The following is an 11,547-nucleotide window of genomic DNA, read 5'->3' as shown; positions in this document are numbered from 1 at the left end:
CGATAGGGTCGCAGGCTCCAGGTGGGCGTGAGCGTCGCTCCGGTCAGGACGACGGCGCCCTTCGCGAGACAACGCCATCCCTTGCAGGAGGCGTCGCCGCAAAGGGCGCGCAAAACACACTATTGTAACGCTCAAGCGGCCGCTGCCAACCCTGCAGCGAGGGTCACGCGGCTTCGCCCCCCCTTCCTTCATCGCGCAGCTGGCGCCTCAGCACCTTGCCGACGTTGGTCTTGGGCAGCTCATCACGGAACTCCACCAGCTTGGGCACCTTGTAGGCGGTCAGCTCCTTCTTGCACCAGCTACGCAGCTCCTCGGTGGTCAGCGAGCTGTCCTTGGCCACCACGAACAGCTTGATCACCTCGCCGTTGGTCTCGTCGGGCACCCCGACGGCGCAGGACTCCACCACCTTGGGGTGCGCCGCCACCACGTCTTCGATCTCGTTGGGGTACACGTTAAAGCCTGACACCAGGATCATGTCTTTCTTGCGGTCAACGATACGCACATAGCCATCATCTTGAATCACCGCGATATCGCCGGTGTGAAAGAAGCCGTCGGCATCGATCACCTTGGCGGTCTCGTCGTCACGTTGCCAGTACCCCTTCATCACCTGAGGCCCTCGCACGCACAGCTCTCCCGGTTCACCCGGCTGTGGCTCACCCCCATCTGGGTTGCACAGCTTGAGCTCGGTACCCGCGACAGGACGACCAATCGTCCCCAGCTGAATCGCCTCGACCGGATTGAAGCTGACAATCGGCGATGTCTCGGTCAAGCCGTAGCCTTCGGCCACCGGGCAGCCGGTCACCTCTTCCCAGCGCTTGGCCACCGCCTTGGTCAGCGCCATGCCACCGGAAATGGTGAGGCGCAGGTCGGAAAAGTCCAGCGCCTTGAAGTCGTCGCGGTTGCACAGCGCGTTGAACAAGGTATTGAGCCCCACGAACCCGGTGAAGCGGGTGTTCTTGAGCTCCTTGACGAAGTTATCCAGGTCACGCGGATTGGTGATCAGCAGGGAATGGTTCCCCCCTTCCAGCATGAACAGGCAGTTCACCGTGAAGGTGTAGATGTGATAGACGGGCAACGGCGCCACGACCACCTCACAACCTTCCCCAAGCCCTGTCCCGATGATCTGCTTGGCCTGCAGCATATTGGCCACAAGATTGCGATGGGTGAGCATGGTCCCCTTCGCCAGCCCCGTCGTGCCGCCGGTGTATTGCAGGGCGGCAATATCATCGAGCTTGCCGTCCGCCTCCGCGTGCTCGAGCGCTGCGCCGCGCTTGAGCACCTGCCGCAGGCCGATCGCCTTGGGCAACGAATAACGAGGCACCATCTTCTTGACGTACTTGACCACGAAATTGATCAGCGGTCGCTTGGGAAAGTCGTGTAGATCACCAATCTCGGTGATCACGACATGCTCGATATCGGTCTTGTCGAGCACCTTTTCCAGCTTGTCGGCCATGTTCGCCAGAATCAGGATGGCCTTGGCGCCGGAGTCCTTGAACTGGTGCGCCATCTCCCGCTCGGTATAGAGCGGGTTGGTATTGACCACCACCATGCCAGCGCGAATGGCACCAAATACGGCAACCGGAAACTGCAGCAGGTTGGGCAGCTGAATGGCGACGCGATCACCGGGCTGCAGCTGGGTCTCGTTCTGCAACCAGGCGGCAAAGTCACCGGACAATCGATCCAGCTCCGCATAGGTCAATGACTTGCCCATGCATGAGAATGCCACCTTGTCGGCATACCGCTTGACGGAGCGATGGAAGATGTCCATCACCGAGTGGTAATCATCAAGCCCTTCCAGAGCCTCCCCCCGGACGATCGATGCAGCGGCGTTCTCACTCATGGGCGTTCTCCACTGGAGGACATGGCCTCCTGCTTATTATCGAACTTCAGCGCCTGATTCAGCGCTTGCTTGACTATGGCTACCATAGCCCAGGATCGCAACAAACTGTAATACAACCGATTCAAACTTTCGTTTAAAACCGGGAAGATTAACGTCGCTTATCCTTGCTCTGCGGAGTCCTGCTCGCTGAGAAAGCGCGCCACGATTTCGCCGTCACGCCACACCAGCAGCTCACCCGGCAGCATGCGTGTCCACTTTTCATTATCGGTCAGCGGCTCGGTGGCCAGCACCGACACCACGTCATTAGGGGTCGTATGCTCGATGAAGTTCACCACCATATCCGCATCGGAGAGATTCGCCTCGCCGAACGGGGCGCGCCGGGTAATGTGCGCCAGCTTGGTTGAGCAGAAGGTATACAGATACTCCCCATCTGCCAGCAGCAGGTTGAACACACCAAGGCCACGCAACTTCTCGCAAAGCTGATGAAGCGTCTGCCACAGCCCACGGCGATCCTCGGGTGGGTCCGGGTAGTGTCGACGCAGCTCACCCAATAAATGACAGAAGGCATGTTCGCTGTCGGTGGAGCCCACCGGTCGATAGCTGGCGAGCTCCAGTTGCTGCCAGTCCGTCAACTGCCCGTTATGGGCATAGCACCAAGGCTGCCCCCACATTTCGCGCACAAAGGGATGGGTATTGGCGAGCTTTACCTGCCCCACATTGGCCTGACGAATATGGCTGATCACGATATGCGACTTGATCGGGTATTCGCAGATCAATCGGGCAATACGTGAATGCACGGAGGGGTGGGGATCGCGAAATTCGCGATAACCGCCTTCTTCATAGAATGCGATGCCCCAACCATCACGATGTGGCCCGGTACCACCGCCGCGATGGAGAAACCCGGTAAAGCTGAAACAGATGTCGGTGGGCACATTGGCGCTCATGCCCAGAAGCTCACACATGCGGCTCTTCTCTTGTTGATTCACGTTCGGGCTGACGCTGCCTGCGGCGTCGCCATAGATACAGTACAACGCAGACCACCAACACCACGACCAGCGACGCCAGCACGCGCGGATCGCTGCGGGCCTGTTCCATCGCCGGGGCCAGTCCAGGACGCCCATCGCGCCACCACTGCACCAGTCGCTCCGGCCCTTCATTGACCAACGCCACGAAGCGATCTGCCAAGGGGGCCTGCTGGGCAGGCGCGGCGGTGTCGTCACTGGCCGACGCGAAACGTTCTCCGCTCAAGGTGGGTCCCGCCAGAGCACGATCGATACCGACCTCACCGTCGGCATTGATCCACACCGTCGGCAGCTCCCAACGGGTCTCATCACCGTCGAGTTCTGCCACTGCCACGATACGCATTGGCCGGCGCACGTCATCCTCAAGCTCGGGCAGCTGCAGCGTCCAGCGACGACCACCGGAGGGCTTTACCTCCAACGGCTGCCCGGTGAGCTCGGCCTCAAACCGAGTGTTCCCATGCTCCAGGCGAGGATGCTCGGCGACCAGCGACACGCTGCGCTGCTGCCGATCCAGAGCGACCCCGATGGCGGGCAACACGTTGACGGCCTGAACCCGCTGGCGATGAAAGTCATCTGCCTCGGCGGTGATCACCAAGCGGGCGGCTCCGACACCTGCCGGCGCGGCCAGGTCTGCGCGAAATACGCCTTGCTGATTGACCAGGGAGACGACATGGGAGCCTTCCACGGCCTCGCCGGTCAGTTCCGCCGTGACCTGCAGCCCCTCCGGCACCATCACGTCATCGCCCTGCTCCACCCTGACGCTGAGCGGCACCGAGAAGCCCGAATACAGCGTCGCGGGGAGTGCCCCGGTCACCAGCTGCCGGTCACTGTTCACCGTCACCCGTGAATCGTCCGCCACAGGGCCCTCGATGCGCCACTCCCCCTGCTCGGGCCGAGGCACCTGAATCAGATCGAAACGGGGCTCCCGCTGCCAGCGGACCCCCGCTGGGGCAGTATCGCGGGTATAGCGACGTCCATCCGGCGCCACCAGCGTCACCTCGCCCTGTCCGGGCTCGTGAAACACCAAGGCGGAGAAGTCGTCGACGCTGGCATCCACGGTGAAGCGCTGATCCTGCAGCGGTACCTGGTCCACCGGGAAAATACGCTCGACGATGTCGAGGAAGGCCCCCAGCAGCGCGTTCGGCGTCTCTGCCACCGCTGCCAGGCCGCCGGTTCGCTGCGCCAGCCGTTCCACCAATGCCACATCCGCCCCGTCGGAAAAGGCGATGGCGTGGATCGCCACTCCCTGATCCGCCAGCGCGGGCACCACGCTGTCGACAAGGCGGGCACGCGAGGCAAGATCGATCTCTGGCTTGCTGCCATTGCCCGGCGCCAGATCAATCACCCCATCCGTCAGCAGCACCAGATGACGCCAGCCTTCTGCTTCGGCGGCCGCGGCGGTGCTCAGCGCCGCTTCAATGTCGGTGTACTGCTGGTACTGCTCCAGCGCAGGCGGCAAGGCCAGCGCGCGCTCGCGCCACTGGGCGTCCACGCGAGCCGGGGGCAATGGATTATCGACGCTCTGGCCGAACGTCCAGATACCGGCATTGACGCCCCCTGGCAGCAGGGCCACCAACATGTCCAGCGCGCTGCCGGCGAGCTTGTTCGGATCATTGGTCTTCATGCTGCCGGAGACGTCCACTACGACGCGCACATCGGGAGGCTGCTCCGCCCAGGCGTCATCACCCACGTCCTGCGCCATGACCGAAGACGCCAGCGTGAACGCCATGGCGCCGGCCACCAAGCCAGCGACCAGCACGGACATCGAGGGGTTCGGCTTCTTCATGGCAGCTCCTGGAGTCGGCAGCATGGCGTGGTAGCGTGTTGCGATGAGAGGCGAGTCTCGCTAGACGGCGATGGCGCCCATCGCCGCCGACCGCTCACCTCAATACAGGCTCCTGACGTTCGTGCTGTTCTTGACCGCCCTCTTGCTGCTGCTGGCGAGAGGCGGCCTCTGCTGCCTTGCGCACGCGACGGCGACGTCCGGCCCACCACAGCGCCAGGCCAAACACCGCACCGATGGCAGCACCGATGATCACTCGTGTGGCCGCCGGCAGCATCACGCCCTGACGCCCATCCATGAACGCAACTGCGGCCACCATGATGGCAGGAGCCTGACCGTTGTAGACCTGCCCTTCTTCCACCAGGGGCAGGTCAAATGCCGACGGCATCCACATCACACCCGCCACGGCCCAGGTCACTACCAGCCTTGGCATGCGCGGTAAAAATGCCAGTCCGAGGTAGCCAGTCAGCAGTACGACCAGCGACAATGCTGCGTAGATCAACCACAGCGTGGACATGGAATCCGAAATCAACATTACTTGCTCCCATCAACTGTTAAGGAAAGACTGCATAGATGACACCGCGATGCCAGCGTGGCCGGTAGCCTGGCACCAGAGGCCGATCGCCAGACCGCTGGGACAGCCACGCAGGAGGGTCGGTTCCCTGCCCCATCATCCGTTCACATCATTGCCGTTTTTCCCGACATCAACGCACATGACGACACTCGTTCCGAGTATGGTACATCTCGCACCATGAAAGCACAGCCGCCAAATGCAACAGCCGCCACACAGGCTGCCCCCGCCACTACCTATCTTCGTCAAGATGACGCGGCCTGGCATTGGCTTGAGGAGAGAGACGAGCCCGCGGTACGCGGATTTCTGGATGCCGCCAATACACAGACGGACCAGTGGTTCAGGCCCCTGGAACCGCTGGTAGAGCGCCTCTATGCGGGTCATCTTGCCCGGCGCGAACTGGCCGTGACCGGGCTACCCAGCCGCCTGGATCACTACACGCTGTGGAGCGAGACCGCCGCTGATGCCGACTACCCGGTGTGGTGGCGCCACCCCAACGACGCGCCCGATCAGCGCGAGACGTTCTTTGATCTGGAAGCACGCGCTCGGGAGCAGTCCTTCCTGGAGCTGGGTGACATGGCTCTGTCGCCGAACGAAGAGTGGCTGGCTTGGACCGAAGACACCCAGGGTGACGAGACGTATCGCCTGTTCATCAAGCGCCTGCCGAACGGGCAGGCCATCCCCTTGCTGGACGATATCGGTCCGGAGCTGTGCTGGGCGGAAGACCGCTGCACTCTGCTGTTCACTCGCTACGATGCCACCCAGCGACCCGACAGTGCCTGGCGGCTGCGCCTTGCGCTGAATACCGCTGACGCGACAGCGTCGGTGGAGCAGGAGCAGCTCGTGCTGCGCGAGGACGACCCCGAGTTCTGGATCGGACTTGGCAAGACGCGTTCCCGCGCCTGGCTGACCATAGAAGCGGCCTCCAAGGACACCAGCGAGACCCATGTGGTCCCCGCTCACACGCCCCATGTTGCGCCCCGCTGCTACCAGGTGCGGGAAACCGGGGTCGAATATGCCATCGATCATCGACCCGGCTACTTCTATATCCTGCATAACCAAGGCGCCAAGCATTTTCAGCTGGAAGTAGAAGAAGAGCACCGCTCCGGGTCGCGCCAGGTGGTGATCGGTCACCGCGAGAACAGCACGCTGGAAGGCATCGACGCCTACGCCTGGGGACTGGTCGTGGCCGAACGTGACCACCGAGAGGCCCAAGTCAGGCTGCGCCGCCTTGAGTTCGATGGCGACCACCGGTTGACGCTGGACGCAGCGCTGCCCTGCTCGCCAGGTCCCCTCAGCCTCAACCTGGGGGATAGCCCGCATTTCGATGACCGCGTGCTGCGTCTGCGCGAAGAGTCCTTTTGCAGCCCGTCCAGCTGGTGGTCACTGGACCTGGACAGTGGCCAGCGACAGCTGCTCAAGCGCCAGCCGCTGCACGGTGACCTGATGCCCGAAGACCTGAGCTGTCGAAGGCTATGGGCGGTCTCCCATGATGGGGAGCAGGTGCCGGTATCCGTGGTCTGTCGCAAGGACTTGGCAGATCAGGCGCTACCCACTCTGCTTTACGGCTATGGGGCCTACGGTGAAGCGCTGGATCCCTGGTTCTCGGTGGCTCGCCTTGAGTTGCTGGCCCGCGGTGTCGCCTTTGCGGTGGCCCATGTGCGTGGCGGCGGCGAGCGGGGGGAACCCTGGTACCTGGCCGGAAAGCTGGAGCACAAACCCAACAGCTTCGAGGATTTCCTGGCCGCTCGGGATGCCCTGGTCGACGCCGGCCAATCGGCCCCGGACCGGATCGTCGCCTACGGCGCCAGCGCCGGTGGCCTGCTGGTCGGGGCCAGCCTCAACCAATCGCCCCAGGCCTTCTGCGCAGCGGTACTCGACGTGCCTTTCGTGGATGTTCTACGCACCATGGAAAACCCCGACCTACCGCTGACCACCGCCGAATATACCGAGTGGGGCAACCCCAATCATGCCGCCGATGCCCGCCGTATCGGCAGTTACTCACCCCTCGACAACCTGCAAGAAGACGCCTGGCCACCGGTGTTCCTGCAAGGCAGCTGGCACGATAGCCGGGTGCCCTACTGGGAGCCCGCCAAGCTGTACGCGCGGCTTAGCCTGGCGAACATCGCCAGCCCCGCCCTGTCGAACCGGGTGACACTACTGAAGACGGATATGGACTCCGGCCATGGCGGCGCATCCGGCCGCTTCAAGGCTTGGCGCGATGGGGCGCAGCAGGATGCGTTCATCCTCTGGGCATTGGGACTGGCCGACGAAGGCGACTCACCCGCGCCCACGACAGACACCCCTGCGCGCTGATCGGCACGCTGATATGGTAGTAGGACGGAATACCCACTGGCCGCTGCGTGCGGCCACTGAAATGACAAGGATTTTCATGAACGCCAAACCCATGCTCGCCCTCACCGCCGCCCTTTGGCTCGGCACTGCACTGACCGGTTGCTCCGATGACAGTGACACGGACGGCCAGGACAGTGCGGCGACACACAGCGACAGTGCTGCGGCCGAAGGCGCTGCCGCCAGTTCTGCCGACAACGACACCGCGGAACAAGGCTCTGACGATGCTGAACCGGCGCTGTCAGGGGATGCGCGTCGCGCCGCCCTCGAGGACTCGCTCAAGGCCAACTTCGACCCGCAGCTCGGCGAGGTGCGCTATCTGATTGGCTGGAGCGACCTCAACGATGATGGCCGGAAAGAAGCCATCGTCCACGTCGTGGGTCCCATGGTCTGTGGCACCGGCGGCTGTGACACGCTGATCCTTGAAGCCCAGGGGGATACCTATCGCGTCATCAGCGCCCAGCCCACCACCCAGCCTCCCATTCAACTGGGCGACGCCGCCCACGAAGGCTGGCAGGACCTGCTGGTCCGGCGCCACGTCGCTGCCGACGAGCCTGCCCAGACCGTTCGCCTGCGCTTTGACGGCAACAGCTACGTCGAGACCCAAGACGAACAAGCGACCGCTGACTCTGCCGGCGAGACCCTCATCGCAGACTTCGGTAGCCTCGAGGACGCGCGTCCACTGTTCGATGGCGACGCCGAGATCACGGGGTCCATGGAAGGCGAGATGGAGGCCATGACGACCTCTGACGACGAGGATACAGACCCAGATAACACGTCAGCGGCGGAAGAAAACGGGACTGATGAGACCCAGGCCGAGAGCGCAGAGACCAACACATAGCCCTCAGCCCCATCAGGCTGGCGATCAACCGTCCACGGGGATCACCGCGATAATGTGATCCTCGAAGTCGGCTTCGTCGACCTCGGTCTCGGAAATGGCGAAGCTGCGCACGCTGATGCCCTTGCGGTGCACCCGTTCGCGATCTCCACAGATCAGGTGGTGCCAGCCTGCCAGCTTGCGCCCTTCGGCCAGCCTCCGGTAGGCACATGAGTGCGGCAGCCATGTGAACCGGTGGGCCAGCTCCGGGGTGAGCTGAGTACAGTCTGGCACCTTGGCGAAGCGGTTTTCATAGTCGCTGCAGCGACAGCTGTGGACATCGAGCAGACGGCAGGCGAGCCCCAGTACCGCCAGGTCGCCGGTGTCCTCATCCTCGAGCTTGCGCAGGCAGCATTGGCCACAGCCATCACACAGCGCCTCCCACTCCTGGGGATTGAGCTCATGCAATGAATAACGCTCCCAGAAGCGCTCTCTCAGCGATGTTTCCAAACCGACCTCTGTCTTCCTCCCTCTGGAGGTAATCGTTTAATAGCGAGCTTCCGTGGGCGTGCGGTACAGGTCCAGCAGATACTCGTCCTTGGCCGGCGGCATCTGCAGGTAGAACCCCTTCTCCTCGATCGCCGCCATTACGTCGGCGCCGCTGGTACGTGCCAGCGTCTTCTCAGGGGTCAGGATCATCGTCATCACCGATACCGGCGCACCAAAGCGCTCCAGCAGAGGTTCCGGTATCCGCTCAAGCCCCTGGCGCTTGTCCACGTAAAGATACATCTCTTCCTTGCGCGAACTCTTGAACACTTCGCACAGCAGCTTGCCTTGCATTGTCGTCATGGCTGTCTCATCGGGCCTTGATGGGCCCAGTCACGGGTGTGGTTGGGGGCATCCCTGTCAGAGGAGGGCAGCAGGCGGCGCCCCCCGTCAGCCGGGGTATGCCAGCCCGCCTATGTCACCCCGCCTGGGCCAGGTCGCCCAGGGCGGCCTGCAGGCCTGGGTTGAGTCGCTCACCGCGCCAGCCGGAAGCCAGCGGTAACGGCGCATTGCGCATGCTGGCCGTCACCAGCGCTTCAAGCTCTCGGCGCCGCAGCAGCACCTCAGGGGCCACCCCAAGGGACTCCGCTTCGCCATTGACCACCTTCTTCAACGCCTTCATGCGTGCCTTGAAGGGTGGCAGCGTTGGCGCCAGTGGCACCGGCGCCAACGCTGCCGCATCGGCGTGGGCGGCTTGCTTGACCAGCGCCAGCAACACATCGCCCTCGCGCTTGATCAGTGGAGGCTTGACGCCCTCGACGCGGGACAGCTCATGGCGGTTGGCCGGCAGCTTCTCTGCAATAGCGTAGAGCACGCGATCCTGCACAATCCAGTTGCGCGGCAGATTTCGCGCCCGCGCCTCCCCCTCGCGCCAGGTGGTCATCAGGCGATACGCCTCCACTTGGCGCGGCGCCAGGCGCCACAGCTGGCGATGACGCAGATACCACTGGCCATCGCTGTCGCTGGAGCGCTCCGACTGGGCTACCAGATCGGCGCAGTCTTCGAGCACCCACTCCAGGCGACCATGCCGTTCAAGAGACTCTCGCTGCAGTTGCCAGACCATCAACAGGTAGACCACGTCAAGGGCGGCATAGCTCAACTGTGCGTCACTCAGCGGGCGTTCGAGCCAGTTGGAACGGGTTTCTTCCTTGGGCAGGGTCTCGCCCACCCAGAACTCCACCAGACGTTGATACCCCATGGCGGCGTCTTCACCCAGCAGGCCCTGGGCGACCTGGGTATCGACCAGTGGCGTCGGTGCCACACCCGCCCAATGGGCAAACACCTCAAGATCCTCGCTACAGGCGTGCAACAGCTTCAAGGCGTCATTGGTCAGCAACTCGCGACAGGCGTCACTACAGGCCACTTCCAACGGGTCGATCAGGTAGGTGGCCTCGCCGCCATAGATCTGAATCAGTGCTGGCACCGGATGAAAGGTCTTCTCCCTGAAGAACTCTGTGTCCAGCGCCAGCACAGGCGCCTGGGACAGGGCCTTGCAGGCCTCATCAAGTGCGGTGTCGTTATCGATCCATCGAATATCGGGGGTAACAGGCATTCAGGCTTCCAATTCAGTCAACGGCACGGGCCTAGGTTATTCGCTATCGAAAGGCAGGCGGCCAGAAAAGGCACGGCTCAGGGTTCCCCCGTCGACGTACTCGAGTTCGCCGCCCATGGGCACACCATAGGCCAGGCGAGACAGGCGCGCACCGTGGCGCTTGATTTGAGTGGCGATGTAGTGCGCCGTTGCTTCACCTTCCACGGTGGGGTTGGTTGCCAGCACCACTTCCTTGACCAGCCCCTCATCCATGCGCGCCTCAAGCTGGTCGAGACCGATATCTTCCGGACCGATCCCGTCCAGCGGCGACAGATGCCCGTGCAGCACGAAATAGCGTCCCTGGAAGCCACCAGCTTCCTCGATGGCGAGCATATCCGCGGGAGACTCGACCACGCACAGCACGCTGTCGTCACGCCGCGCGCTCTGGCAGAGACCGCAAAGCGGCTCCTCTGTCAGCGTTCTACAACGCTGGCAGTAGCCCACCTGCTCCACGGCCTCGAGCATCGCCTCAGCGAGGCGTCTACCGCCTTCACGCTGGCGTTCCAGCAGGTGCATGGCCATGCGCTGGGCGGTCTTGGGACCGACGCCGGGCAGCACGCGCAGGGCGTCCATCAGTTGCTCGACCAGGGGAGAAAAACTCATGACAGTCTCGTCCGGGGCGGGGCCGCAAGCGCCCCCCGCCAGTCAGATATTGTCCGGGCCCGCCAAGGCCCGGAACGCCGCAGGTGGACGCCGAATCAGAACGGCATCTTGAAACCAGGCGGCAGGTTGAGGCCAGATGTCACCTCTTCCATCTTCGCCTTGGAGCTGGTTTCCACCTTGCGAACGGCGTCATTGACCGCCGCTGCCAGCAGGTCCTCGAGCAGCTCCTTGTCCTCTTCCATGACGGAGGGGTCAATCTCGACCTTGCTGACGTCGTGACGGCCGTTCATGGTGACCTTGACCATGCCGGCACCCGCTTCACCCAGCACCTCTGCCTTGGCGATCTCCTCCTGAACGCGCTGCATCTTGTCCTGCATTTCCTGGGCCTGCTTCATCAGGTTGCCCATTCCACCTTTCATCAT

The 11,547-nt window shown here is 63.1% G+C and carries 11 protein-coding genes; 2 read left to right on the top strand and 9 right to left on the bottom strand.

The window, feature by feature from the left end; genetic code table 11:
• Window positions 1–163: 163 nt before the first annotated feature.
• The 4 genes from KUV72_RS09355 to KUV72_RS09340 form a co-directional block, all read right to left on the bottom strand.
• Window positions 164–1,840: an AMP-binding protein gene (locus KUV72_RS09355; protein WP_222238110.1), complete on the bottom strand. Its 1,677-nt coding sequence runs from the start codon at window positions 1,838–1,840 to the stop codon at window positions 164–166.
• 158 nt (window positions 1,841–1,998) lie between these two features.
• A complete protein-coding gene (locus tag KUV72_RS09350; RefSeq protein ID WP_222162973.1) occupies window positions 1,999–2,802 on the bottom strand; it encodes a class II glutamine amidotransferase in 804 nt (267 codons plus the stop codon).
• On the bottom strand, window positions 2,795–4,648 hold the full coding sequence (locus tag KUV72_RS09345; protein WP_222238109.1) for a VWA domain-containing protein: 1,854 nt from the start codon (window positions 4,646–4,648) through the stop codon (window positions 2,795–2,797). Before KUV72_RS09345 ends, KUV72_RS09350 begins: the two co-directional genes overlap by 8 nt.
• Window positions 4,649–4,742: 94 nt before the next feature.
• Window positions 4,743–5,180, bottom strand: a complete 438-nt coding sequence (locus KUV72_RS09340; protein WP_206936964.1) for a hypothetical protein — start codon at window positions 5,178–5,180, stop codon at window positions 4,743–4,745.
• A 216-nt stretch (window positions 5,181–5,396) separates the two neighbouring features.
• Here KUV72_RS09340 and KUV72_RS09335 point away from each other — a divergent pair, with 216 nt between their 5' ends.
• Window positions 5,397–7,532, top strand: a complete 2,136-nt coding sequence (locus KUV72_RS09335; protein ID WP_222238108.1) for a S9 family peptidase — start codon at window positions 5,397–5,399, stop codon at window positions 7,530–7,532.
• Between the two features lie 76 nt (window positions 7,533–7,608).
• Window positions 7,609–8,409 carry a hypothetical protein gene (locus tag KUV72_RS09330; RefSeq protein ID WP_222238107.1) on the top strand — a complete coding sequence of 267 codons (801 nt, stop codon included), beginning with the start codon at window positions 7,609–7,611 and terminating at the stop codon, window positions 8,407–8,409.
• Between the two features lie 24 nt (window positions 8,410–8,433).
• Here the strand turns inward: KUV72_RS09330 and KUV72_RS09325 are convergent, their stop codons facing one another.
• From KUV72_RS09325 to KUV72_RS09305, 5 genes are all read right to left on the bottom strand, one after another.
• Window positions 8,434–8,895 (bottom strand): YcgN family cysteine cluster protein, encoded by a 462-nt coding sequence (locus KUV72_RS09325; RefSeq protein ID WP_222238106.1) that lies wholly within the window; start codon window positions 8,893–8,895, stop codon window positions 8,434–8,436.
• A 36-nt stretch (window positions 8,896–8,931) separates the two neighbouring features.
• On the bottom strand, window positions 8,932–9,234 hold the full coding sequence (locus KUV72_RS09320) for a YcgL domain-containing protein (protein ID WP_224908739.1): 303 nt from the start codon (window positions 9,232–9,234) through the stop codon (window positions 8,932–8,934).
• A 115-nt stretch (window positions 9,235–9,349) separates the two neighbouring features.
• A complete protein-coding gene (gene rnd, locus KUV72_RS09315; protein ID WP_222238105.1) occupies window positions 9,350–10,483 on the bottom strand; it encodes a ribonuclease D in 1,134 nt (377 codons plus the stop codon).
• A gap of 36 nt (window positions 10,484–10,519) precedes the next feature.
• The gene (gene recR, locus KUV72_RS09310; RefSeq protein ID WP_222238104.1) at window positions 10,520–11,125 is read right to left on the bottom strand and encodes a recombination mediator RecR; all 606 of its coding nucleotides are present in this window, start codon (window positions 11,123–11,125) and stop codon (window positions 10,520–10,522) included.
• Window positions 11,126–11,220: 95 nt separating this feature from the next.
• Window positions 11,221–11,547, bottom strand: a complete 327-nt coding sequence (locus KUV72_RS09305; protein ID WP_045993209.1) for a YbaB/EbfC family nucleoid-associated protein — start codon at window positions 11,545–11,547, stop codon at window positions 11,221–11,223.

Source organism: Halomonas sp. DP4Y7-1 (assembly GCF_019800705.1).
Lineage (GTDB): Bacteria > Pseudomonadota > Gammaproteobacteria > Pseudomonadales > Halomonadaceae > Halomonas > Halomonas litopenaei_A.
This window is presented reverse-complemented; position numbering and strand designations above follow the sequence as displayed.

What these genes read in the sequence shown, in the direction of transcription:
- KUV72_RS09355 (WP_222238110.1), bottom strand. Translation starts at nt 1,840, where the DNA reads ATGAGTGAGAACGCCGCTGCATCGATCGTCCGGGGGGAGGCTCTGGAA.
- KUV72_RS09350 (WP_222162973.1), bottom strand. Translation starts at nt 2,802, where the DNA reads ATGTGTGAGCTTCTGGGCATGAGCGCCAATGTGCCCACCGACATCTGT.
- KUV72_RS09345 (WP_222238109.1), bottom strand. Translation starts at nt 4,648, where the DNA reads ATGAAGAAGCCGAACCCCTCGATGTCCGTGCTGGTCGCTGGCTTGGTG.
- KUV72_RS09340 (WP_206936964.1), bottom strand. Translation starts at nt 5,180, where the DNA reads ATGTTGATTTCGGATTCCATGTCCACGCTGTGGTTGATCTACGCAGCA.
- KUV72_RS09335 (WP_222238108.1), top strand. Translation starts at nt 5,397, where the DNA reads ATGAAAGCACAGCCGCCAAATGCAACAGCCGCCACACAGGCTGCCCCC.
- KUV72_RS09330 (WP_222238107.1), top strand. Translation starts at nt 7,609, where the DNA reads ATGAACGCCAAACCCATGCTCGCCCTCACCGCCGCCCTTTGGCTCGGC.
- KUV72_RS09320 (WP_224908739.1), bottom strand. Translation starts at nt 9,234, where the DNA reads ATGACGACAATGCAAGGCAAGCTGCTGTGCGAAGTGTTCAAGAGTTCG.
- rnd (WP_222238105.1), bottom strand. Translation starts at nt 10,483, where the DNA reads ATGCCTGTTACCCCCGATATTCGATGGATCGATAACGACACCGCACTT.
- recR (WP_222238104.1), bottom strand. Translation starts at nt 11,125, where the DNA reads ATGAGTTTTTCTCCCCTGGTCGAGCAACTGATGGACGCCCTGCGCGTG.
- KUV72_RS09305 (WP_045993209.1), bottom strand. Translation starts at nt 11,547, where the DNA reads ATGATGAAAGGTGGAATGGGCAACCTGATGAAGCAGGCCCAGGAAATG.